Below are 22,583 nucleotides of genomic sequence, written 5' to 3'. Positions count from 1 at the left end.
GAGAGGCGTCAGGTGGAAAGTTGCCGTGGCGCCGTAACCACGGCCGATCACCGCAGGTTGGCGGGCCATGAAGAAGATCATCTCTGTGACCGCCCTGGCTCTCACGAGCCTGGCGCTGGCCGCCCCCGCCCACGCCGACGACGACAGCAACTTCGGGGCGGGGGTCAACGCCGCCAGCGACTGGAACTTCAGTGCCGCGTCCGTCTGCTTCCAGGAGCTGGCGGTCGTCCCGGTGGGCGGCGCGTGGAACGGCAACACCGTCAACCACTGCGTCAACGGCAACGTCCTGAACCCCAGCGGCGGCTGATCGGTCGGCAGCCGTCTGCTCCGACTCGGAACGACGCCTCCGGGGGGGAGGTCTCCGACGAGTCTTGTGGTGAGTGTGACCCCCGATTCCGGGACGCGCGCTGGGGCGGGCTGCGGGCGCGCGTCCTGGTTCGGTGAGGCACTCGACCGGCCACCGGGACCGAAGACGCCGCGAGGTGCGAGGCCGTCCGGCGTTGGCCTGGGTCAGGTGAGGGCGGGGTTCCACGGACACGCAGAGCCCTCGCCACTCTCCCACCGGCCCCCCGCATTCACCTAGACGACGCGCGGCTGTCCCCCTTCTCGCAGCCGTTCGGGCGAATCCGCCGCGGCTCTGCGCTCACGACGTCGCCGTACGGGAAGGCAGCATCCGGCGGAGGCGCGGCCAGGTCATCGGCTCCATGCAGCCGCACGCCGGACGGTGCCACGGCCGGCACGGATCCCCGGCGGGCGGCGCGCAGCCGCGCTCTCGACCTGTCCGACGAAGTGCCTCGACGAAGGGAAGTCCCACCATGGCTGTCCACGATCACGTGCCCCCGGCACCCCGCAGACCCCGGCGGCGCGTCAACGCGGTGACCGCCGCACTCACCCTCGTACCGGCTCTCGCCGCGGTACCGGCGGCGGCCGGATCCGCCTACGCCGGACCGGTCGGCGATCCGGGCCCCTGCCGGGTCTACGCAACCGTCACCACCTGCACGTACACCGTGACCGGCGAGACGACGTTCGTCGTGCCCCAGGGGGTTTCCCAGATCAGCGTCACGGTCGTCGGAGCCCCCGGCGCCGCGGGGACGGACGGCGGTGCGGGCGGATTCGGCGCCGAGGTGACGGCCAACCTGCCGGTGTCGGCCGGACGGACCCTGTACGTGGAGGTCGGAGGAGCGGGCAGCGGCAACATCGGCGGCTCCGGCGGCGGAGGAACCGCCGGCACCGGCGGTGCGGGTGGCGGAGGCGCCAGCGCGATCCAGATCTGCTCGGTGACCGCTCTCGGCTGCACGCCCACCGGCGCGGCCGGCGACCCGCGGCTCGTGGTGGCGGGCGGCGGCGGGGGCGGAGGTCCCACGGCGGCCGGCACCGGCACGGTCGGGGCGGGCGGCGGAAACGGCGCCGGCGCCGGCGGCGCGGCGGGCACCGGCGGAACCGGCACCGACGGAGTGCCGGGCAGCAGCGGTGGCACCTTCGGCACGGCGGGCGGGAACGGCGGCAACGGCGGCCCCGGCCAGACCGGTGGCGCCACCCAGGGCGGCCTGGGCGGCGGCAGCGCCGCCACGGTCGCCGGAGGCGGCGGAGGAGGCGGCGCGGCCGGCGGCAACGGCGGCAACGCGGGCGGCGCGGGCGGCGGAGGCGGCGGCAGCACGGCGGGCACCGGCGGCAACAACGGCGGCCTGACCGGCGGGCCCGGCAGGGGCGGCACCGCAGGAGCGCGAGCGGGCGCCGGCGGAGGCGGCTGGTTCGGCGGCGGGGCCGGCGGGGTCAACGGCGGTGGTGGCGGCGCGGGTTCGTCGTACGTCACCTCCTCGGCCACCGGAGCGATCGCCACCCAGGACGCCACCGGCACGCCCGAGGTCGTGATCAGCTACACCACGTCGTGCTCCTGCCGCGACCACAAGGACGAAGAGACCCACCCGTCCCGCCCGGTCCCCTCCACGTCCACCCCTCGGCCCGGCCAGCGCCTGGAGCGCCCCAACGGCGCGTGACGCGCGGCTACTTGGAACCGACAGCACCGGCCATCCTCGGTGGATCTATCCGGCAGATCGAACCAGCGTGACGCCGATACCGCAGCCGACCTCCCCGCCCGCCCACGTGGCGGCGGGGAGGCGCTGACGGAAGGACTTCGCACGCCGGACGGCAGACGCGGGGCGTCCGTAAGACCCGGGCGCCCGCGCGCTCCGGTTCCAGTCGGCGACGATCACGCAGATTGCCGAGAAGGTCGTTCTGGCGAAGGGTAGTTCCAGCTATCACGTACGGCTGCTGGAGCGGGCCGGGCTGGCGAAGGTGGTGCGGACGCGGAAGGTCCGGGGGGTCACCGAGCGGCACGTACGGATGGCCCATCTGCGGCTCACCGAGGAGCAGTTCGCGGAGCTGGGGGCGCGACTTGAGGCACTGGCGGACGAGTACCGGGAACTGTCCGATCCGTCCCTGCCGGACGCGTCGCTCGTCTTCGCACTGTTCCACCCGGCGACGCGCGAGCAGACGGGAAGGGACGCCAAGTGACCTCGGACATACGGAAGTTGCCGACCGGGTTCGGACGGCTGTGGAGCGCGCAGACGATCTCCTCGCTCGGTGACGGCGTCACGCACGCCGCGCTGGTGGACCGTTGGGACCGTCGGCGCACGATGTGGGTCACCGACGCGGCACGTGCGGTGCTGATCGGGATACCCGCGGCGGCGGCCGTACTCGACATCCTGAGCATTCCGCTGCTCGCGGCCGTCGCCTTCCTGCTCGGCCTCGGCGGACTCCTCTTCGACACCGCCGCCACGGCCTACCTGCCGGACCTGCTCCGCCGCGACCCCGCACTCCTGGAGAGCGCCAACGCGGCGTCCTTCATGCTCTCCGCACTGCTCGTCCGCACCCTGCCCGCCATGCCCCGGCCCGTCCCGGAGGCCGGCGATTCGCTGCTCCGACAGGCGCGGGCCGGGGCGTCGTACGTCTTCCGGGACCGGCTGCTGCTCGGGCTGGCGCTCCGCCCTGCGGTCGGGAACGTCGCCTTCCTCGCCGTGGAGACCGTCCTCGCCCTCTTCGCGCACGACCGCCTCGGCACCGGCACCGCACTGACCTGCACGGCCGCCGTCGAAGGACTCGCCATCCTGGGCCTGGCCGCCGCCCCGAACCCGTACGTCGCCGGGCTGCCGCTCGCCCTCTGCGGGGCAGGAATGGGCGCCACGATGGTCCTCGGCCCCTCCCTCCGCCAGGCGATCGTCCCGGCCCACCTGATGGGCCGAGTCGCCTCCGCCTCCCGCATGCCGGCCATGTGCGCCGCCCCCGTCGGAGCCTTCCTCGGCGGCTGGCCGGCCACCACCCACGACATCCGCACTCCGCTCTATGCCGCCGCCGTACTCCTCCTGTCGATGACGGCCGTCACGGCATCCATGACCAGCAACCGGCGTGTCGAAGCGGCGCGGCGTGCCGCGGCGGCCGCGGCCGATCGTCCAGACCACCAAACACCCGAGAAACCTGCCGAGGCGAGTGCAGCCGACGTGTCGTGAGCCTGCCGTGAAGGCGTCGCGACCCGACAGGTGCCGGGCGCCTGCGGGGTACGACGACGGGCCGCGCCCGACAGAGTGTGCGGACCAGGCCCGGCCGCCGATGGACCACCGACCGTCACGCACGCGGTCAGGGCGTGAGCACGAGCCTCCCTCCCACCGATCCGTTCTCGATACGACGGTGCGCTTCCGCCGCCTGGGACAACGGCAGGGTCTGGACGTCGATCGGCATCAGGCCCTGGCGTATCGCCTCCAGCGCGGCGCGGGCAGCGGGGCGGGCCTGCTCCGGGTGGTCGGGCAGGTGGTAGCCGACGGCGAAGCCGAGCATCGCGAGGTTGCCGCCCCAGAGGTGGTTGGTGGGCACGGTGTGCTGCCAGTCGCCACTGGCGTTGCCCACCAGCAGCATCCGCCCCAACGGGGCCATCACACGCAGGCTGTCCGTGCGTACCTGGCCGCCGACCGGATCCACGACGACGTCGAAGCGCCGGTCGCCGACAGCCTCGGCGAAGTCGTCACTGGCGAGCACCTCGTCATAGGGCAGGGCGGAGGCACGCGCACGCTCCAGCGAAGGGCGACGCACCGTGCCGGTCACGCCGGCCGCGCCCAGGGTGCGCGCCATGCCGGGAAAGGCCGACGCCAGCCCGCCCAACGCCCCGTGTACGAGGACATGTTCGCCGGCCTTGAGGTGCGCCACCTCGGTGAGAGCGAGGTAGGCGGTCGCGGCGTTGGGCACGGCTGCCACCGCCAGCGCCGGATCGACGCCACTGCCCTCCAGCCTGACGGTCATCGCGGCGTCGACGACCGCGACGGAGGCGTACCCGCCCTCGGCGCCGGTGCCCGACAGCGTCACCACCGGTTCGCCGACCCGCAGACCCTCAACTCCTTCGCCCAGCGCACGGACGGTGCCGGCCACCTCCAGTCCGGGCACGTAGGGCGGCTGCGGCAGCCCCTGCTGGTCCTTGTACAGACCCTGGCGGAGGTACACGTCGATCAGTCCCACCGCAGCGTGGGTGACGTCGATGGCGACTTGCCCGGGTCCGGGGGAGGGGTCGGGAAGTTCGGTGAGTTCGAAGACATCGGGCGAGCCGAAAGTCGTGACGACGGCGGCATGCATGGGGAAGTCCGTTCAGTAGGTGGGGGGTTGGAGCGCATGGCTAATTACGCAATCAGCCCGCGTTAAACCGATATGCGTCGACAAGGGTCGGGGCTGATAGCGCAATGTCATTGCGTTAAATCGACGCTAGCATGCCCGCCGCTCTAACGCATCCCGCGTGCGTTAGGCTGAGGGCATGCAGAGCCGCGCCCGTTCCCCAGAGGCCAAGCTCCGTCGTACCGAGGATCTGCTCGACGCGGCGCGCGCTCTCGCGGTTGCCCGCGGGGGAGTGCGGCACGTGACGCTCGCGGCCGTGACGGAGGCCGCCGGCCTGCACCCGTCCGCCGTGCGACGCTACTTCGACAGCAAGGAAGAACTCCTGCTGGAGCTGGCCGAACGCGGCTGGAACCAGTGGCACGACAGCCTCACCGCCCACCTGGCGGACGCCCGGAACCTGACACCGGCCGAGTCCGCCGCCGCCGTTGCCGCCACCCTGACCGCCCAGCCCCTCTTCTGTGACCTGCTCACCCACGTGCCGCTCAGCCTCGAGGGCGAGGTCGACATCGAACGGGCCCGCCGTTTCAAGACCAACTCCTTCGCGGCCCACGACGGCATCGTCGACGCCCTCACCGCCTCCTCCGACACCCTCACGACCGCACAGGCCCAGGAGTTGGTCGCCGCGGCACTCGGCCTCACCGCATACCTCTGGCAGGTCGCCCACCCGACGCCCACGCTCGCGGAGCTCTACGCCAAGAACCCCCGCTGGGGGCACGCCGCCCTCGACTTCGAACCACGCCTCACCCGCCTGTTGCAGGCCGTCGCAGTGGGAGCCACTGTGCTGGACGGCGACTGAAGAGGTGGTCGTACGCGCCAGTCCCGGGTGTGGCGGCTCCATCGACGACCTGATCGTCCTCCCGCCTGCGCCGACAGAAAACGGCTGGCAGGCGTCGATCACCGGTTGCACGGCCGGGTTCCGCGAACTGTCGTCAACGGAGGGCGGAGTGCTCGGAGTGACCTGGGTGCTGACTGAGTGCTGCCTTGGGGCAGTGGATGCAACGCAAACGAACTCGGTTAGCTGATGACCGGACCGAACCTCGACCAATGGCCTGTGGTTGTTTCGTCCATTATGAGGAGCAGGAACACCGGTTCGACGCAGGCTTGGACCCGATGGCTGGCAAACCAAACCCCCACGTGAACAGGTTCGTCTGACCGGCAGTCAGTCACTCGACTCAGGGAGGCAGGCTCTAAGGTCGTGCTCGTGATCGAGTCTTGGGTGATCAATGAGGACAGCCCTGTCCCTGTGAGTTCGGAGACGGTGCTGGGAGCCCTTCGGTCGAGGATCGACAGTGGGCGACTTGAGACGTGGCTGACCAGTTCGTCGGGACGATCGCTGGCCTTCGTGACGAATGCCGAGCGTGCGATGGTGGTGCTGCTTGAGGACGGGGACGATCCGGGCGAGCATGCCGTGGACCCCGGGGCTCAGGGCTCGAGCAAGGGGTTCGTCCTCTCCAACGGGCAGGACGACGAGTACCCGGATCAGGACACTGTGCCGATCCTTGAGGCGTGCAGGCTCGTGAAGCAGATCGTCGCCACGGGATCCTGGCCGGCAGACGCCCACTGGGTGGCAGATCGCTGAACGGAGTCCGCTGTGGCGCGGTGACTACTGAGGCGATCGTTCTCGACGGTGGTTCCAGGGGGGAGGCCGCGATGGCCCGTGCGGGTGCCCGGGTCATTGGAATGGCGGCGTCCCAGGCGGGCGCGGTCCACCGGGGCATGCTCCATGGCCTGGGGGTGGACACCACGCTCGCCGAGTCGATGGAGTGTGCACGGACCATCGCCGCGCACGTCACGTGATCGGAGTCCGGCCGTCCCCTCGCTGTCCGAGGTCGGGCGAATAGCCGACTGCCCGCTCCGAGTAGGGATTTCAGCGTGCCGCGACCACCGGACAGCCGAACCCCCGGGCGGTTCCTGGCACTTCGGGGGCTCGCTCTAGGATGTCTTGATCGCGGCGCACACCGCGCGCGTCACGGGGGAGGGGAACTGACTGATGATCAACGGGCAGGTTCTGCACGGCGGTTGGCGGACGGGAGCCCTTGTGGTCGCCGCGGCCATGGGCGCCGCACTGCTGTCGGCCGCGCCCGCAGTGGCCGTGCACGGGGCGGTGCCCGGTGACTTCAACGGCGACGGCTACCGCGACGCCGTACTGCCCGCTCCGGGGGCGAACGTAGCGGGCAAGGCGGGAGCGGGCGCCGTGGTGGTGCTCTACGGATCGAAGTCGGGCCTGTCGGCGTCCCGCAGGGCGATCGTCACGCAGAACACCGCGGGGATTCCGGGCACGGCTGAGCCGTACGACGGATTCGGTGGCGCCACCGCCACGGCGGACCTGAACCGGGACGGCTACGCGGACCTGGTGGTCTCCGCCCCCTACGAGGACACCGCGCGAGGCCGGGACGCCGGGGAGGTGACTGTCCTTTGGGGCAGCAAGAAGGGGCTGACCTCCGGCACCGACCTGCCCGAGAGCGATGCCGGCGGCTACTACGGCCTGGACGTCGCGGCGCTGAGCACGGGCCCTGGTGCGAAGACCGAGGTGCTCGTCGCCGGATACGGGGGCTCGATGCGTTTCACGGGGCCGTTCAGCAGCCGTGGCACGTACGGCGCGGCCGTGCAGAACCAGGACACCCCTTCCGTCGGAAGCGTCGCGCTGGGCGACTTCGACCGCGACGGCTTCCCGGACGAGGTGGCCGTCACGCTCCGGCTGAGCGACCTCAGCGGCGGGGAGGTGTACGTCGACCCCGCCCACGACGGCGCACAGCAGAAGGGCAACGGCCTGATCGCGGCCACCGGGGACATCAACGGCGACGGATACGCCGACCTCGTCGCCGGGGACCCCGACGAGCCGGACAAGGCCGGAGCCGACGGCGCGACCGGCGGCAGGGTGCTCGTCTGGTACGGCTCGGCACATGGCATCGCGCGGGATGCCCGCCCCGTGCAGCTCACCCAGAACACCTCGGGTGTTCCTGGCGCGAGCGAGAAGGGAGACGGCTTCGGCGGTGCCCTCGCGGTGGCCGACCTCAACCGGGACGGGCTGGCGGACATCGTGATCGGCGCGCCGCACGAGGACACGGGCAAGACGGACGCGGGGCAGGTCACGGTCGTCCCAGGGCGCCGCACCGGCGCCCTGGGCGGTGGCGCCTACGCCTTCACCCAGGACACCACTCACGTCCCCGGGGCCAGTGAACTCGAGGACAACTTCGGCACCACCGTGGCCGTCGGCGACATCAACAAGGACGGCCGACCGGAACTCTTCGTCAGTTCGGCGGCGGAGGACAACTACACCGGCGCCGTATGGGTCTTCCCCGGAGGCACCGCAGGACCCACCGGCAAGGGCAGCCGCATGTTCACCGCCCCGTCCGTCGGCCTCCCGCAGAAGGACAGCACCCGCCTCGGCGGCAGCGGCCTCCTCGGAGTGATCTGAGCCGGCCGAACCCACCGCACGGTCTTCTCCGGCAGGCTCCCGGCCCCGCCGGAGGAGACCGGCGGGCCGGAGCCGACGAGCACGAACAGCAACCTCCGGTCGCCGTCACGGTGGTAAACCAGCGCCCCGCGAACTCAGTATGCGCAGGATGGGGGACAGGAGGCTCCGGGACCAGGCGGTGCGCCGGTCGTCTGCGCCGTCAGGCTGTTCATCGAGTTCGGCAAGGACACGGCGCAGCAGTCCGACGCCTCCCAGCAGCAGTCGGGGGCTGGGACGCAGGGCGAGGACGGAGCCTACTCGTCGGGTCAGTCCCGGCCACTGCACTTGGTGAGTGACAAGCGCCCCAAGTCCGATCGCGGCCGTGACGGGGGCGCGGTTCGTCGGCAGATGTTCCTTCAGGAGGTCGACGAGGGGGCTGGCGATCTCGTCTTCCGCCTCGGGGATGCCGAACTGGATGGTGAAGGCCCGGGCGAAGTCGTCGACGGCCTCCGCGTACCGCTGCGCGTACAGGCGGACCACGCCACGCCCCACCAGGCACCCAGGCTCGAGCCGGTGCTCGGCGGAAAGAGCACGGTCGAAGTCCCGCTCCGCTTCGGTGAGTCGTCCCGCCTCCCAGTGCAGCCATCCGCGCATCTCGAACGCCGACCAGTACGAGTCGTCGAGGGACACCGCATGGTCCAGGTCGGCCAGGGCTTCGGCGTCGCGGCCCAGGCCGTGCTGTGCCCAGGCACGGACGGCGTACGTCCAGGCACGGCTGCGCGGGCCGGTTTCGTCCGGGTCGGCCAGGGCCTGGTCGGCCTCGCGAAAGGCTTCCGCGTGTCGTCCGAGAAACAGGTGCAGTTCGGCGAGGGAAGCGCGGTGCCACTCCGACGGTGAGTCCAGATCGGCAGCCCGGGTCATGTCACGGACCGCTTCGTCCCACCGTTGCAGCCTCCACAGGCAGCGCGACCGCTCCGCGTAAGCCCACATGTACTCCGGATCGATGCGCAGGGCGCGATCCAGATCCGCCAGCGCCTCCTCAAGGCGCCCGCGCGTGCGGTGCAGCCCGGCGCGACTGGCAAGGGCCCAGTCCTGTTCCGGATCGAGTTCGACGGCCCGGTCGAAATCGGCGAGCGCTTCGGCGTGACGCCCGGCCGCCAGGCGGACGTGCCCCCGATACACGTGGTTCCACGCCCCGTCCGGGCGGATGCGGATCACCTCGTCCAAGTCGGCGAGAGCGTCCTCCAGATTCCCCCTCTGCTCATGAGTGAGGGCACGTCCCACCAGGGCGTCGCCGTTCTGCGGCTCCAGGGCCAACGCCGCGCTGAAGTCCCTGATCGCCGGCTCGTGCCGCTGTGTACGCCGATGGAGACGCCCCCGGACGACTCGTGCATGCACGTGTCCCGCACTGTCCATACCCGGGTGGGCGAGCAGTGCGTCAAGGACGGCCATGACGGTCGAGCCGTCGTCCCGGGACGCAGCGGTCAGCCGCTCCCCCCAGGCCACCACGCCCTCGTCCGCACCGTCCGCCCCGGCCTGGGCGAGAAGCCGTGCCCAGCGCCGGGCCGTGCCGCTTTCGTGCTCACAGGCATGGACGATCTCCGCGAGCGCCTCGGGCAGGGCCCGGCGCGGATCGCCGCACAGGCGGTGGTACGTCTCGTTCGAACGGTGTTCGCGCCAGCCCGCGTCGTCCCAGTGGTCCTCGACCGGCACGACCTCCTCCCGCTGCGCCCGCCAGGTGCGGAACGTCTCCGCGAGCAGTTCGTGCGCGGCACGCCACCGGGCGGGGGACTGGGTGCGTTGCAGCCGGAGCATGGGAACTCGTACCACGTCGTGGTACCGGCACCGGCCGGCCTGGTCGGTGACGAAGGCCAGTCTGCGCAGCCAGGAGTACTGCTCGGCGGCCTCCGGCGGGGCGATGGCCCGGTAGAGGTCCTCGTCGAACTGCAACGGCAGGGCGCAGGCAAGGGCGGTGGCCCGCCGTGACGGGTCCATCTCCCACTTCAAGAACCGCTCCACCGCGGTTCCCGAAGGATCGTCGACCGTCTGAGCCGAGTCGGGCCGGGCCTGCGCCAGGGTATGGACCAGGACAGGAAGCCTGCCTGAGAGGCGCAGCACGACCTCGACAACCCGCTCATCGGTGACGCCCCGCAGCGCCAGCAGCGCTCGGGCCTCCTCCTCGGTGAACACGTCCAGCGGCACCTCGGTGACCAGGTCGAGCCAGTCACCCCAGCACCGGGCGTCCAGGCGGCCCTGACCGGACAGGACGATCTGGACGTTGGCCGGCAGCGTTCCGTGCACCTCGCCGAAGGCGATGTCGCGCAGCCACTCGTCCAGAGCCGGTCCCGTCCGCTCGTACACGTCGAAGATCAGCACCACCCACGGCCGCCGCCGCGCCGCCTCCGCCAGGTCCTCCAGGAACACCGGGGTCAGGCTGCGCACCGGGTCCATGACGAGTCGGACGTCGTCGTGGGAGCGCAACCGCGCGCCGAGCGCGGCCCGCAGCCGGTCCGCGCCCTGGGCGACCTGCTGCGGATCGACCGCGCCGGCGACGGCACCGACGACCGGCACCATCCCGAGGCCCACCAAGCCCACCTGTGCGGCGAGCGAGCCCGACAGGGAGGCCGCGGGCGGCTGCGCCGCGCCGCCGTCCTCCGCGGCCGTCCCCGTACCCTGCGCAGACTGAGCCTCGTGGTCGCGCTGACGGAACGTCGTGAGCAGCTTGCCGAACCTTCGCAGCTCCAGGCCCTGACGCCCCAGCCGCTCACCGATCTCCTCCATCGCTTCCACAGCGCTGTGCACGCTGTCGTCGAGATACACCGTCAGCGCACCCTGCTCGTGGGCCACCGCTTCCCACTGCCGCACGAGCGACGTCTTGCCCACGCCGGCGTTGCCTCGCACATGGAAAAGGAACTGATAGTCGTCGGCTTCCGGATCCCGGCCGAGATTCTCCCGGAACGCGGTCATCTCCCCACGCCGGCCGACGAAGCCGCTGCGACGCCGACGCCGTATCAGTTCCTGCCGCGATAAACGCTGTTCTCCCATAACGCCCCCCGCCGCCAGTATGGCAAGGCATCCCGCGTCCTGCCCGGCCTCAGCCGGCCGCGAACGCAGACAGCAGGGTGTCCGCTCGCAGCTCCAACTCCGCCGTCACGACACCGCTCACGGTCACGGAGACTTCGTCGCCGCCGACGGAGCGGGCAAGCCGGACCTGTATCTCGTGCATGCTGCCGACCAAGGGATACGAGTACCAGTGATCGGCGTGCTCGTCGTCCGTGCCCGCCAACGCCAAGGCCACCGTGTCCCAATCCGTGGCGTCGAAGTCGTATCCGACGTATAGCGACAACAGTTCCAGAAACGACCGCAAGTTGCGTCGCCAGATCCATCCACTGACTTCTGCCATGGTCCCCGTCCTGCTGGAGCGTTCCTTTGGTGTGTGAGGCCGTTGGCGCTATTCGTCGCCCCATCCCGCCCTGTTCGAGTACGACTCGTAGGAGTAGCGGGTCCCGCGATCCCACTCCTCGCCGGTGAGGTGTCGGTATGTCTCGTCGGGCACGTAGAGCAGGCTCTCTGCCCAGACCAGGTCTCGTGCATACGGAGCGAACAGTTGCGGATCATGAAGCACTGCTTCATAGGTTTCCCGGCCAGCGGCCACGATGGCCGCGCGAGTGTAGAGGAAGCTGTCGCTCGACAGACCCTGCCCGTACTCTTTGCGGTCCAGTCGGTAGAGCGCCCATGACAGTTGTTCAGCGAACCCGATGACTGTCGCCAGTGGCTCAGCGCAGAGACGGCGTGTCAGTGCCGCGGCCAGTTGTCCGGCGTCAGGGTCGGGCATGGACGGTGTGCAGCTTTCGATGAGCTTCCAGAAGGCGTCGTCATGCATGGGCAGAGCATGACGGACGGCGGTGACAACGGGGGTGCTTGGCCTGCCGCCCTGTACGGTCAGGGCCCAGCCGTTGGATGACCCAGTGATTCATGGGACCGTCGCGTGCCTGACGATCGCGCCGGGCCTGCAAGAACTCGGCGCATAAATTGCCGGTCAATTTGGTCTGCCGCCCCTGTCGTTACGCGGTACCCACCAGAGCGCCTTCAGCCCGCACCCCTCCGCCCGGTGGACTCCAGTACCGCGGTCAGAAAGCGACGCACCGTCTCCAATTCGCCCGCCTCGAAGCTCTCCGCGGCCGTCACCACCTCGCTGATCACCGGTCCGAAGAAGGCCCATCCGAGTTCCGTGGCCTTCTCCGTCACGTTCAGAAGTACGCGGCGTCGGTCCGCGGTGTCCCGGCTGCGCTGGACCAGGCCGAGCCGTTCGAGTCGGTCCACGAGGGCGGTGGTCCCGGCAGAGTTCAGTCGTAGTTGCTCGCCGAGCCGGCCGGGCGTGGCCCGCGTGCCGGCGCGTGCCGCGTCCAGCAGGTGGATCAGCGCGCGCACATCGGTGGGATGCAGGCTGTGGCGCGCGGCGAACTCGGCGCCGAGCAGGTCGAACTCCACGGTGACCGCACGCAGCAAGTGGACCAGTCCCATCGCCGGGTTCTGATCTTCGTCCATGCATCCTCCTCGACGTGACGTAATATCTCGCTGAGCGAGATTATCGCCTGGCGAGAGGAATCCCCGTGTCCCTGCCCGCCTTCGACCGCGCCTACGACGAACTCCGCGCCCGCTGGCCCGAGTCCACGGAGGAGCGCGACATCGCTACGCCGTACGGGCCCACCCGAGTTCATGTGTACGGCGCGGCGGACGGCGCGCCGCTGGTGCTGCTGCCCGGCGGCTCCGCCACCGGCCTCGTCTGGTTCGCCAACGCGCCGGCCCTCGGCGAGCGATACCGGGTCCACGCCGTGGACCTGCTGGGCGACGCCGGCCGCACGGAACGCCGGGGCACGCCACTGAAGAACGCGAACGATCTGATGGCCTGGCTGGACGCGCTGCTGGACGGCCTCGGGATCGCCCGCACGCACCTGTGCGGCCACTCGTACGGCGCCTGGATTGCCGCCAGGTACGCCCTGCACGCACCGCAGCGGGTGGACCGCCTCGCCCTCGTGGACCCCACCCAGGTCTTCGCCGGATTCCGCCCCGGCTATCTGCTGCGCGCGCTCCCCACGCTGATCCGCCCGAGCGAGGCCCGGGCCCGCGCCTTCCTGGCCTGGGAGACGGCAGGTACACACCCGGACGAGACCTGGCAGCGTCTCTACGCGCTGGCCACCACCGTTCCCGGCCGGAAGCCGATCACCGGCTCCCGCCCCCCGGATCGCCGACCTCCGCATACCGGTCCTGGTCCTGCTCGCGGAACACAGCCGCGCCCACCACGCCGCCAAGGTCGCCGACCGAGCCCGCCGGATGCTCGTACAGGGGGAGGTGGCGGTGCTCCCCGCGGCCACCCATCACTCCCTGCCGCTCACCGAGCCGAACCAGGTGAACGACCGGCTGATGGCTTTCCTCGCCTAGCTACCTCCAACGCCGCCCAACGCCGCCCACCGTGCCCTCTAGCCCCGGCCCGCCAGCCACACGCGACCCGGTGCGGTCCGGCAGGGCCTCCGTCCGCCGCCCTCCCCGTCACACTCCGCCCCCCACCGTCCCCGTGCTTTGCCGTACCACCAGATGCGTCGCCAGCTCGATGCGCTGGGCCTCTTCGCTCGGTTCGTGCTGGCGGAACAGCATTCGGGTGGCCTGTTCCGCCATCTGGCGGAGGGGCTGGTGGACCGTGGTGAGCGGGGGGCTCGACCACTGGGCTAGGGGGACGTCGTCGTAGCCGACCACTGACAGGTCGCGCGGTACGTTCAGCCCCTTGAGCCGGGCCGCCTCCAGGACGCCGAGTGCCTGGAGGTCGCTGCCCGCGAAGATCGCCGTCGGCCGGTCGGGGCCGTCGAGCAGGCTCATGGCCCGGTCGAAGCCGCCCTGTACGTGGAAGTCGCCGAAACGGATCAGGCTCGGGTCGACGTCCAGGCCCGCCATCGCCATGGCCGAGCGGTAGCCGTCGAGCCGGGCCAGCGAGCACAGCATGTCCTCGGGGCCCGTGATGATCGCGACGCGTGTGTGGCCCTGTGCGGTGAGGTGCCGGGTGGCCGCGAGGCCGCCCGACCAGTTCGCGGAGCCGACCGACGGCACGTCGGGGTCGGGGTCGCCCGCGGGGTCGATGACGACGAAGGGGATGGCCGCAGTCCTGAGCTGCTGTTTGACGTCCTGCGGAAGGGCTGAGAAGACCAGGACGACGCCCACCGGCCGCCTGCGCAGCACCCCGTCGAGCCACTCCGGCGCGGGCATGTGGCGGGTGCCGCTCGCGGTGAGGACGACCGTCGCCCCGTTGGCCCGTGCCACCTGCTCCACGCCCTTGATCAGTTCCATCGCCCAGATGCTGTCCAGCTCGTGGAACACCAGCTCGACCAGGGGCGACCGGGACGGCGTCCGGGCGCGGCGGCGATAGCCGTGGGCGTCCAGCAGGTGCTCGACCTTGGCCCGTGTCACACGGGAGACATCCGAACGTCCGTTGAGGACCTTCGAAACTGTCGGCATCGACACACCGGCCGCTTTCGCCACCTCGGCCAGGGTCACCCTGCCGCTCTCCTCGTCGTCGTGCATGTCAGCAGGGTATAGCCATGGGCGTCCGTAACGGTTTGAACGGCTGCCTGTTCGACCGTTGACCGCGTCACGGGTCTGACCTAATGTCCCCCACGCAAAGACTTTCGGTAATGAGGCCGAAACTTTCGAAAGGCGAACGATGAAGACACGTGCGCACTTGCCCAGACTGGTCGCCTGCGGTGCGACGCTCGCCCTGGCGCTGAGCCTCTCCGCCTGCGGCAGCGGCGAGGCGTCGTCGGACGACGGCAAGATCCATGTTCTGGTCTACGGTGACGCCAGCAACAAGGTCGAGAAGCAGATCGTCGACACCTTCAACAAGACGTCCGACGTGAAGGCCGTACTCGACACCATCCCCGGTGCCGACTACCAGCAGAAGCTCCAGACGATCATCAGCACCCCGCAGGCGCCGGACGTCTTCTTCAACTGGGGCGGCGGCAGCATCCAGCCGTTCGTCGAGGCCGGCCTGCTGCTGCCGCTGGACGACTTCATCAAGAAGAACCCCGACCTGGACAAGAGCTTCCTGCCGTCGGTCTTCAACAGCGCGGTCGTCGACGGCAAGCCGTACGGGGTGCCGATGCGCGGCACGCAGCCCGTCCTGCTGTTCCACAACAAGAAGGTCCTGGACGAGGCCGGCGTCACCCCGCCCCAGACCTGGGACGAGCTGCTCGACGCGGTCAAGAAGCTCAAGGCCGAAGGCGTCACCCCGATAGCCCTCGGTGGCGGCGACCGGTGGCCGACGCTCATGTGGTTCGAGTACCTCTACGACCGTATCGCCGGGCCGGGCCTGTTCCAGAAGGCCCTGGAGGGCGACAAGCAGGCGTGGGAGAGCGACGACAGCAAGAAGGCCCTGGGCATGATCAGGGACCTCGTCGACGCCGGCGCCTTCGGCAAGAACTACGACTCGGTGAAGTACACCAACGGCGCCTCACCGGCGCTGCTGGCCTCGGGCAAGGCCGGCTTCGAGCTGATGGGCTCGTGGTACTACGCCCAGCAGCAGCAGGACGCCAAGGCGTTCGCGGAGAAGGACCTCGGCTACACCACGTTCCCGTCCGTGCCCGGTGGCAAGGGCGACGCCGCGAACGTCGTCGGCAACACCAACAACTTCTACTCCGTGCTGAAGAAGACCAAGCACCCGGAAGCGGTCGCCGAGTTCCTGAAGCTCATGTACTCGGACGAGTTCGTGAAGGCGCAGCTCGCCATCGGCAACCTGCCGACGACGACGAACACGTCACAGTTCCTCGACTCCTCGGCGAACCCCGACTACTCGCGCTTCCAGTACGACCTGGTCGCCAAGGCCCCCGCGTTCCAGCTCTCCTGGGACCAGGCGTACCCGCCGGCCGCGGGCACGCCCATCCAGCAGGCCGTGCAGCAGTTCTTCAACGGCCAGATCGACGCGGACGGCTTCATCAAGGCCATGCAGGCCCTCCCGACCGAATGAACGGCTCATGACGACCGACATCAAGAGCCCCCCGCCCGCCGCCAAGTCCCGCACCGGGGCTCGGCGGCGGCCGGCCGGCTCGCCCGCCGCGAACGTGGGAAGGCCCGGCTTCGGCTGGGCGCTGCCCGCCGCCTTCTTCTTCACCCTCTTCGCGATCGTTCCCCTGATCATGGTCGCGGTGCTGTCCTTCATGAGCTGGAACGGACTCGGATCCCCCCGCTTCGTGGGCATGGACAACTGGTCGCGTCTCCTCGACGACCCGGTGATGCTCCAGAGCATCTGGATCACCCTGCTCCTGACGGTGCTCGGGATCGTCGTACAGACGCCCCTCAGTATCCTGCTGGGTGTCTGGGCCGCCGGCCACCAGCGCAACCGTGCCGTGCTCTCCGCCATCTACTTCGTCCCGCTGCTGCTGTCGGCGACCGCCGTCTCCGTGCTGTGGCGGGCCCTGCTCGACCCCAACTTCGGTATCCCCGCCGAGGCCACCTGGCTGTTCGGCGACGGCAACCTGTTCGGTGAGCAGGCCACCGCGATCGGCGTGCTGGCGTTCGTGAGCACCTGGCAGTTCACGCCCTTCCACACACTGATCTACCAAGGCGCCGCCCGCGCCGTCCCCGAGGTGCTCTACCAGGCCGCGGAGATCGACGGAGCCGGCCGCTACCGGCAGTTCTTCCACATCACCCTGCCCCAGCTCCGCAACTCGATGATCACCTCCATGATCCTCATGACCGTCGGCGGTCTGACCACGTTCGAGACGGTCCTCATCCTCACCCAGGGCGGACCCGGCACGGACACCACCATCAGCGCCTACTACATGTACGAGAAGGCGTTCAAGGGCTTCGACTTCGGCACCGGCTCGGCGATCGCCCTCACCCTGGTCGTCGCGGCCACCGTCATCTCGCTCGTCGTCGTCCGGGTGTCGGGCTACGACAAGATGCGCAGCTCCATGGAGGGTGTGTCATGAGGCGCCGTCCCAACTACCTGGCCGGAGCGGGCTCGCTGGTCTGGCTGTTCCTGGTGGGCCTGCCGCTGTACGTGATGCTCGCCGCCACCCTGCGGACCCGTGGCGACTACGCCGAGAACGGCCCCGTGTCGGTGCCCGACACCTTCACCCTGGACAACTATCTCGGGGCGTTCGACGCCGGCTTCGGCCAGTACTTCCTCAACACGATCGTCGTCACCGCGGCGGTGGTCGGACTGGTGCTGGTCCTGGTCCCGCCGCTCTCGTACGCCATCGTCCGCAGCCGCAGCAGGGTGACCTCCCAGGTCTTCCGGCTGTTCCTGCTGGGTCTCGCCATCCCGGCCCAGGCCGTGATCGTCCCGATGTTCTACCTGATCAGCGAAGCCGGGCTGTACGACAATCTTCTCGGCGTGATCCTGCCGACGGCGGCGTTCTGCCTGCCGATGTCGGCGCTGATCCTCAGCGGCTCCATGCGGGACATCTCCCCGGAACTGTTCGAGGCCATGGCCGTGGACGGAGCGACTCCGCGCCGCATGTTCTTCCAGTTGGTCGTACCGCTCTCCCGCGGCGGCCTGTCCACGATCACCGTGTTCGCCGCGCTCCAGGCATGGAACGGCTTCCTGTTCCCGCTCGTGCTGACCCAGTCCGACTCCACCAAGGTGATCACGCTGGGTCTGTACAACTTCCAGACCGAACACGGCATCGACATCCCCGGCCTGCTGGGGGCCGTGATGCTCTCCATGCTGCCCGTCCTGCTCGTCTACCTGTTCGCCCGTCGCGCCCTGGTCCAGGGCCTGATGGGCGTCGGAGGAAAGTGACCGCCACCGTGGCCGTAGAGACCACCCCCGAAACCCCCGTCTGGAACGATCCGACCCGCCCCGCCACGACCAGAGTCGCGGCCCTGATGGACGCCATGACCCTGGAGGAGAAGATCGCCCAGCTCTACGGAGTCTGGGTCGGGGCCTCCGACCAGGGCGGCGAAGTGGCCCCCCATCAGCACGACATGGAAGAGGCGGTCGATCTCGACGCGCTGCTGCCGGCCGGACTCGGCCAGCTCACCCGGCCCTTCGGCACCGTGCCCGTCGATCCCGCGCTCGGCGCCCTGTCCCTCCAGCGCACCCAGGCACGCATCGTCGCGGCCAACCGCTTCGGCATCCCCGCACTCGCCCACGAGGAATGTCTCGCCGGCTTCGCCGCCTGGGGTGCCACCGCCTACCCCGTCCCGCTGTCCTGGGGCGCCACCTTCGACCCCGGGACCGTACGCAGGATGGCCGCCGCCATCGGCCGTGACCTGCGGTCCGTCGGTGTCCACCAGGGCCTCGCCCCGGTCCTCGACGTGGTGCGCGACGCCCGCTGGGGACGCGTGGAGGAGACCATCGGCGAGGACCCCTACCTCGTCGGCACCATCGGCACGGCCTACGTACAGGGCCTGGAATCGGCCGGGGTCGTCGCCACCCTCAAGCACTTCGTCGGCTACTCCGCCTCCCGGGCGGGCCGCAACCTCGCCCCGGCGGCGGTCGGACACCGTGAACGCGCCGACGTCCTGCTCCCCCCGTTCGAGATGGCCGTGCGCGAGGGCGGCGCCCGCTCCGTGATGCACGCCTACAACGACACCGACGGCATACCCGCCGCCGCCGACCGGCGACTGCTCACCGGACTGCTCCGCGACACCTGGGGTTTCGACGGCACCGTCGTCGCCGACTACTTCGGCATCGCCTTCCTCAGGACCCTGCACGGCGTCGCCGCCGACTGGGCCGACGCCGCCGGCACCGCCCTCACAGCGGGCGTCGACATCGAACTGCCCACCGTGAAGACCTTCGGCGAACCCCTGGTCCAGGCGGTCAAGGACGGCCGTGTCCCGGAGTCGCTCATCGACGTCGCCCTGCGCCGGGTCCTGCTCCAGAAGGCCCAGCTCGGCATGCTCGACCCCGACTGGAGCCCGGTGCCGGCCGCGCTGCGCGGAGCCGACGTCGACCACCCGGAGGCGCTGCGCGGCACGGTCGACCTGGACCCGCCCGCCAACCGCGAACTGGCGCGCGAGATCGCCGAGAAGGCGGTGGTCCTGCTCAGCAACAACGGTGTCCTGCCGCTCGCCGAGCCCCTCCGGATCGCGCTCGTCGGACCCAACGCGATGGAGGCCACCGCCGTACTCGGGTGCTACTCCTTCCCCCTGCACGTCGGCGTCCAGCACCCGGACACATCGGTCGGCATCGACCTGCCCACCCTGTACCACAGCCTCGCGGCCGAGTTCCCGGGCGCGGACATCCAGGTCTTCCGCGGCACCGGCGTCGACGACGGAGACCTCTCCGGCATGGAGGAGGCGGTCGACGCGGCCCGCGGGGCGGACCTCGTCGTCGCCGCCCTCGGCGACCGTGCGGGACTGTTCGGCCGGGGCACCAGCGGCGAGGGCTGCGACGCGGAGTCGCTCACCCTGCCCGGTGCGCAGCAGCACCTGCTCGACCTCCTGCTCGACACCGGCCGTCCCGTCGTCACCGTGCTGCTCGCCGGCCGGCCCTACGCCCTCGGCCGCGCCGTGGACGAGTCGGCGGCGATCGTGCAGTCCTTCTTCCCCGGGGTCGAGGGCACCCGGGCGATCGCCGGCGTGCTCAGCGGCCGTACCAACCCGTCCGGGCGCCTGCCGGTCAGCGTGCCGCGCCGTCCCGGGGCCCAGCCGACCACCTACCTCGGCGCCCGGCTGGCCCAGGTCAGCGATGTGTCCAACATCGACCCGACCCCGGCGTTCGGCTTCGGCCACGGGCTGAGCTACACGACGTTCGCCTGGAGCGACCTCACCGTGGAGACGGGGCGGGCCTCGACGGAAGGCGAGTTCACCCTCACCTTCACGGTCCGCAACACGGGCGAACGTCCCGGCACCGAGGTGGTCCAGCTCTATCTGCACGACCCGGTGGCCTCCGTCGTCCAGCCGGTGCAGCGCCTCGTCGGCTACGACCGCGTCCCCCTGGAACCGGGCGAGGCCCGCCGCCTGCGGGTCACGGTCCCCGCGGACGTCGCCTCCTTCACCGGCCACGACGGTCACCGCGTCGTCGAGCCGGGCGACCTGGAGCTGCGTCTGTCGGCCTCGACGACGGACATCCGCCTGACGACGACGGTCACCCTCACGGGCCCGGTCCGCACCCTGGACGAAACCCGCCGCTTCCACGCGACGTTCACCCAGGACGGGTGACCGTCTCCGCCCCCCCATGGGAACGACCCTCAGCTCCCCCTGAACCCGATGATCGCGACGTCGTCGCTCTGGTTCTCGAGGCGGCTGAGGAGATCGTCGATGACGGCGGCGAGCGGCAGGGCGCGGAGGGAGGCCCTGTCCATGTGGCGGGCGAGGCGGTCGAGGCCGTCGGCGATGTCCTCGCCGGGGACCTCCACCAGACCGTCGGTGTAGAGCAGCAGCGTGTCACCCGGGGCGAGATCCAGGCTCCAGTCCGTCCGCGCCAGGCCCGGCGCCACGCACAGCGGCGGGTCCGCCCCACCGGGGGTGGACAGGTACCGGGCCGGCGCGGTGGCGGGAATCAGCAGGGGAGGCGGATGGCCGGCGTTGGACAGCACCGCGCTCCAGTGCCCGGACGGCTTCCGGCGGAGCACCACATGGACGGCGGTGACGAGCGGCGCGATCTCCAGCCCCTGGGCCACGGTGTCGAGCCGGCTGAGGCTCTCGCCCGGGCGTTGGCCTGCCGCGCGGTCGAAGATGATGCCGCGGAGCATGCCGTGGAGCTGGCTCATGGCGGTGGCGGCCACCAGATCGTGACCGGCGATGTCCCCGATGGTGAGGGCGAGGGCCCCGTCGGACAGGCCGAGCGCGTCGTACCAGTCGCCGCCGATCTCCGCGGTCGAACTCGCCGGCCGGTAGGAGGCGGCGACCTCGCCCCCGGTGACGGTGGGCGGCGGGATCAGCAGGGAACGCTGGAGCGCCAGCGCGGTGGCGCGCACGGACTGGTGCTCGATGGTCCGGCGCAGTGGACCGCTCATGCGTTCCAGCACCTCTTCCAGCAGAGCGAGGTCGGCGCTGCTGGGCGGGGGGTTGCCGCGGCAGGTCGCGGCGGAGGCGAGCGCGACCGGTTCGCCGTCGACGACGACGGGGATCAGCGCGAGACTCGTCGCCCCCGCCCGCTCCAGCCACGTCCCGGACAGGCCGGAGACGAGATCGCCCGGAGGACGCCCCTCCGGAAACGTGAGCAGTCGGGTGCGCCCCTCGTCGAGCGCCTGCCGCGCCAGCGGCCCCAGCTCGAATCCTTCGGGAAGGGGCGGGGGCGGCGGCACCCCGGGGGCGGTGACCGAAGTCCGCCCGCCGGCGGTGGTGTAGCGGCCGGCGTGCCGCGAGGGGAACGCGGAGTCGCCGGGCGGGCGCAGCAGGAAGACCGCCAGAGCGTCGAACAGCTCGGGAACGACCGCGGCCGAGGTGACGGAGAACGCCTCGGACAGATCGCGGGCCGTCGGCGCCTGGGCCATACGCGCCAGGAGACGGTCCCGCGTGCGCACGCGCCACTCCTCCTCGGCATCCCGGGTGGTGCCGACCCACTCCAGGACCGTGTCGCCGTCCAGCACGGGCGCCGCGGAGATGCGTACGTGCCGGTAGACGTCCGGCGAGTCCGCCTCCCGCACCCGGACGACGGCGGTGAAGGGGCTGCCGCCGCTCTTCGCCGCCTCCATCTCGCTGTCCAGCCGGGCCCGGTCCTTGGGATGCACGAACTCGATCCACGCCTGCCGGCTCTCGTGCCGCCACGGCCGCCCGCCGAGGTCGTCGGGGGTGAGCGACAGGAGGCTCAGCTCGCCGTCGAGGTTCTGCTTCCACACGACCTGCTGGGACGCGGCGAGCAGCGTCTCGAAGCGCCGCAGCGCACGGAGCCGGTCCGCGTCCGCCGGGGACGGCGCGGGGTCCTCCGGGGCCGGGGAGGATTCCGGCAGCGGGGTGGCGAGGACCAGCACCGCGGTCCCGTGCCCGGTCGCCACGGGGGTGCAGGTCACGACACAGTCCCGCGCGGTCCCGGCCCCGGCTGCCGACGGTCCCGTGGCGGTCAGGGGCCGGTCCACCCGACTCGGCTTTCCGAGGTGCCCCGCGCGGTCCAGAGCCTCGATCAGGGGCGCGTACCGGGAGCCGGGGAGGGCGTCGGCGGCCTCGGCGCCGATCTCCCAGCCGCCGAACAGCTCCCGGAAGGCTTCGTTGCGCTCCGCCAGCCGGTGCCGGCGACCGGTGGTCAGCGCGGCACCCGTCAAGGCGTCGCCGATGGCCCTGAGATCCAGCTCGTGTCCGTCCGGACGTCCGTCACTGTGCCCCACCCAGCGATCCTTGCCCGGAGTGGTGGCCCTCCGCCAGCCGGGCCGCCTCGGGATTACCTCGCCCGGTCGAACCGCGTGCCTGGGCGGACAGGGGCTCGATCGGTGAAGCACCCCACATGACCCACATCACCTACGATGTGACTTAGTGGGGCATAATGGACGCCATGAGCATGCCATAACCGGCCCTGACCTGCACATTGAGAGCCAGCTCACACGAACACCCGCACCGGCGAATACGACCACAACTAGCAAAAGGGGTCATTGCGGACGCC

The 22,583-nt window shown here is 70.8% G+C and carries 18 protein-coding genes and 2 pseudogenes; 13 read left to right on the top strand and 7 right to left on the bottom strand.

Annotation, left to right across the window (positions count from 1 at the left end; translation table 11 throughout):
• Positions 1-67: 67 nt before the first annotated feature.
• The 4 genes and pseudogenes from G6W55_RS27560 to G6W55_RS27545 all read left to right on the top strand — a co-directional run bounded on the left by G6W55_RS27560 (position 68) and on the right by G6W55_RS27545 (position 3,506).
• Positions 68-307: a hypothetical protein gene (locus G6W55_RS27560; RefSeq protein WP_175523498.1), complete on the top strand. Its 240-nt coding sequence runs from the start codon at positions 68-70 to the stop codon at positions 305-307.
• A 508-nt stretch (positions 308-815) separates the two neighbouring features.
• Positions 816-1,997, top strand: a complete 1,182-nt coding sequence (locus tag G6W55_RS27555) for a hypothetical protein (protein ID WP_175523497.1) — start codon at positions 816-818, stop codon at positions 1,995-1,997.
• Between the two features lie 190 nt (positions 1,998-2,187).
• Positions 2,188-2,514: pseudogene (locus G6W55_RS27550) on the top strand (transcriptional regulator); the annotation flags it as partial.
• Complete coding sequence (locus tag G6W55_RS27545) at positions 2,511-3,506, top strand: MFS transporter (protein ID WP_175523496.1); 996 nt, start codon at positions 2,511-2,513, stop codon at positions 3,504-3,506. The pseudogene G6W55_RS27550 and the gene G6W55_RS27545, both read left to right, overlap by 4 nt.
• A gap of 127 nt (positions 3,507-3,633) precedes the next feature.
• On the opposite strand, the gene G6W55_RS27540 is transcribed toward G6W55_RS27545, so the two are convergent.
• On the bottom strand, positions 3,634-4,617 hold the full coding sequence (locus tag G6W55_RS27540) for a zinc-binding dehydrogenase (protein ID WP_175523495.1): 984 nt from the start codon (positions 4,615-4,617) through the stop codon (positions 3,634-3,636).
• A 175-nt stretch (positions 4,618-4,792) separates the two neighbouring features.
• On the opposite strand from G6W55_RS27540, the gene G6W55_RS27535 reads away from it, so the two are divergent.
• The 4 genes from G6W55_RS27535 (at position 4,793) to G6W55_RS27520 (ending at position 8,071) form a co-directional block, all read left to right on the top strand.
• Positions 4,793-5,449 carry a TetR family transcriptional regulator gene (locus G6W55_RS27535; RefSeq protein ID WP_175523494.1) on the top strand — a complete coding sequence of 219 codons (657 nt, stop codon included), beginning with the start codon at positions 4,793-4,795 and terminating at the stop codon, positions 5,447-5,449.
• A gap of 399 nt (positions 5,450-5,848) precedes the next feature.
• A complete protein-coding gene (locus G6W55_RS27530) occupies positions 5,849-6,232 on the top strand; it encodes a hypothetical protein (protein WP_309243827.1) in 384 nt (127 codons plus the stop codon).
• A gap of 71 nt (positions 6,233-6,303) precedes the next feature.
• Entirely contained in the window at positions 6,304-6,450 is a 147-nt protein-coding gene (locus tag G6W55_RS27525; RefSeq protein ID WP_175523493.1) for a hypothetical protein, read from the top strand.
• A gap of 193 nt (positions 6,451-6,643) precedes the next feature.
• Positions 6,644-8,071 carry an FG-GAP-like repeat-containing protein gene (locus G6W55_RS27520; RefSeq protein WP_175523492.1) on the top strand — a complete coding sequence of 476 codons (1,428 nt, stop codon included), beginning with the start codon at positions 6,644-6,646 and terminating at the stop codon, positions 8,069-8,071.
• 105 nt (positions 8,072-8,176) lie between these two features.
• Here the strand turns inward: G6W55_RS27520 and G6W55_RS27515 are convergent, their stop codons facing one another.
• From G6W55_RS27515 to G6W55_RS27500, 4 genes are all read right to left on the bottom strand, one after another.
• Positions 8,177-11,017, bottom strand: coding sequence for a tetratricopeptide repeat protein (locus G6W55_RS27515; RefSeq protein ID WP_175523491.1), 2,841 nt, complete (start codon positions 11,015-11,017; stop codon positions 8,177-8,179).
• Positions 11,018-11,144: 127 nt separating this feature from the next.
• Positions 11,145-11,453: a hypothetical protein gene (locus G6W55_RS27510; protein WP_175523490.1), complete on the bottom strand. Its 309-nt coding sequence runs from the start codon at positions 11,451-11,453 to the stop codon at positions 11,145-11,147.
• Between the two features lie 48 nt (positions 11,454-11,501).
• Positions 11,502-11,933 carry a DUF4240 domain-containing protein gene (locus G6W55_RS27505; protein WP_175523489.1) on the bottom strand — a complete coding sequence of 144 codons (432 nt, stop codon included), beginning with the start codon at positions 11,931-11,933 and terminating at the stop codon, positions 11,502-11,504.
• A gap of 206 nt (positions 11,934-12,139) precedes the next feature.
• On the bottom strand, positions 12,140-12,598 hold the full coding sequence (locus tag G6W55_RS27500; RefSeq protein ID WP_175523488.1) for a MarR family winged helix-turn-helix transcriptional regulator: 459 nt from the start codon (positions 12,596-12,598) through the stop codon (positions 12,140-12,142).
• Positions 12,599-12,663: 65 nt separating this feature from the next.
• Here G6W55_RS27500 and G6W55_RS27495 point away from each other — a divergent pair.
• Positions 12,664-13,492 (top strand): annotated as a pseudogene (locus tag G6W55_RS27495) (alpha/beta fold hydrolase).
• 108 nt (positions 13,493-13,600) lie between these two features.
• Here the strand turns inward: G6W55_RS27495 and G6W55_RS27490 are convergent.
• The gene (locus tag G6W55_RS27490) at positions 13,601-14,623 is read right to left on the bottom strand and encodes a LacI family DNA-binding transcriptional regulator (RefSeq protein WP_175523487.1); all 1,023 of its coding nucleotides are present in this window, start codon (positions 14,621-14,623) and stop codon (positions 13,601-13,603) included.
• 139 nt (positions 14,624-14,762) lie between these two features.
• On the opposite strand from G6W55_RS27490, the gene G6W55_RS27485 reads away from it, so the two are divergent.
• From G6W55_RS27485 to G6W55_RS27470, 4 genes are read left to right on the top strand one after another with little or no spacing between them, the layout of a single operon-like run.
• Positions 14,763-16,061, top strand: coding sequence for an ABC transporter substrate-binding protein (locus tag G6W55_RS27485; protein ID WP_175523486.1), 1,299 nt, complete (start codon positions 14,763-14,765; stop codon positions 16,059-16,061).
• Between the two features lie 7 nt (positions 16,062-16,068).
• Complete coding sequence (locus G6W55_RS27480; RefSeq protein ID WP_175523485.1) at positions 16,069-17,025, top strand: carbohydrate ABC transporter permease; 957 nt, start codon at positions 16,069-16,071, stop codon at positions 17,023-17,025.
• Complete coding sequence (locus tag G6W55_RS27475) at positions 17,022-17,840, top strand: carbohydrate ABC transporter permease (protein WP_175523484.1); 819 nt, start codon at positions 17,022-17,024, stop codon at positions 17,838-17,840. Before G6W55_RS27480 ends, G6W55_RS27475 begins: the two co-directional genes overlap by 4 nt.
• Positions 17,837-20,206 (top strand): beta-glucosidase, encoded by a 2,370-nt coding sequence (locus G6W55_RS27470; RefSeq protein ID WP_175523483.1) that lies wholly within the window; start codon positions 17,837-17,839, stop codon positions 20,204-20,206. Before G6W55_RS27475 ends, G6W55_RS27470 begins: the two co-directional genes overlap by 4 nt.
• A gap of 29 nt (positions 20,207-20,235) precedes the next feature.
• Here the strand turns inward: G6W55_RS27470 and G6W55_RS27465 are convergent, their stop codons facing one another.
• Positions 20,236-22,311: a SpoIIE family protein phosphatase gene (locus tag G6W55_RS27465; RefSeq protein WP_309243826.1), complete on the bottom strand. Its 2,076-nt coding sequence runs from the start codon at positions 22,309-22,311 to the stop codon at positions 20,236-20,238.
• Between the last annotated feature and the right edge of the window lie 272 nt (positions 22,312-22,583).

It is taken from the genome of Streptomyces sp. CAI-85 (genome assembly GCF_013363615.1).
Lineage (GTDB): Bacteria > Actinomycetota > Actinomycetes > Streptomycetales > Streptomycetaceae > Streptomyces > Streptomyces antibioticus_B.
Note: the sequence above shows the minus strand (reverse complement) of the source record. Positions and strands in the feature narration are given on the sequence as shown.

Bases quoted from the DNA above. Each gene is read 5' to 3' on its own strand.
- G6W55_RS27560 (WP_175523498.1), top strand. From the start codon at position 68: ATGAAGAAGATCATCTCTGTGACCGCCCTGGCTCTCACGAGCCTGGCG.
- G6W55_RS27555 (WP_175523497.1), top strand. From the start codon at position 816: ATGGCTGTCCACGATCACGTGCCCCCGGCACCCCGCAGACCCCGGCGG.
- G6W55_RS27540 (WP_175523495.1), bottom strand. From the start codon at position 4,617: ATGCATGCCGCCGTCGTCACGACTTTCGGCTCGCCCGATGTCTTCGAA.
- G6W55_RS27535 (WP_175523494.1), top strand. From the start codon at position 4,793: ATGCAGAGCCGCGCCCGTTCCCCAGAGGCCAAGCTCCGTCGTACCGAG.
- G6W55_RS27525 (WP_175523493.1), top strand. From the start codon at position 6,304: ATGGCCCGTGCGGGTGCCCGGGTCATTGGAATGGCGGCGTCCCAGGCG.
- G6W55_RS27520 (WP_175523492.1), top strand. From the start codon at position 6,644: ATGATCAACGGGCAGGTTCTGCACGGCGGTTGGCGGACGGGAGCCCTT.
- G6W55_RS27515 (WP_175523491.1), bottom strand. From the start codon at position 11,017: ATGACCGCGTTCCGGGAGAATCTCGGCCGGGATCCGGAAGCCGACGAC.
- G6W55_RS27510 (WP_175523490.1), bottom strand. From the start codon at position 11,453: ATGGCAGAAGTCAGTGGATGGATCTGGCGACGCAACTTGCGGTCGTTT.
- G6W55_RS27505 (WP_175523489.1), bottom strand. From the start codon at position 11,933: ATGCATGACGACGCCTTCTGGAAGCTCATCGAAAGCTGCACACCGTCC.
- G6W55_RS27500 (WP_175523488.1), bottom strand. From the start codon at position 12,598: ATGGACGAAGATCAGAACCCGGCGATGGGACTGGTCCACTTGCTGCGT.
- G6W55_RS27490 (WP_175523487.1), bottom strand. From the start codon at position 14,623: ATGCACGACGACGAGGAGAGCGGCAGGGTGACCCTGGCCGAGGTGGCG.
- G6W55_RS27485 (WP_175523486.1), top strand. From the start codon at position 14,763: ATGAAGACACGTGCGCACTTGCCCAGACTGGTCGCCTGCGGTGCGACG.
- G6W55_RS27480 (WP_175523485.1), top strand. From the start codon at position 16,069: ATGACGACCGACATCAAGAGCCCCCCGCCCGCCGCCAAGTCCCGCACC.
- G6W55_RS27475 (WP_175523484.1), top strand. From the start codon at position 17,022: ATGAGGCGCCGTCCCAACTACCTGGCCGGAGCGGGCTCGCTGGTCTGG.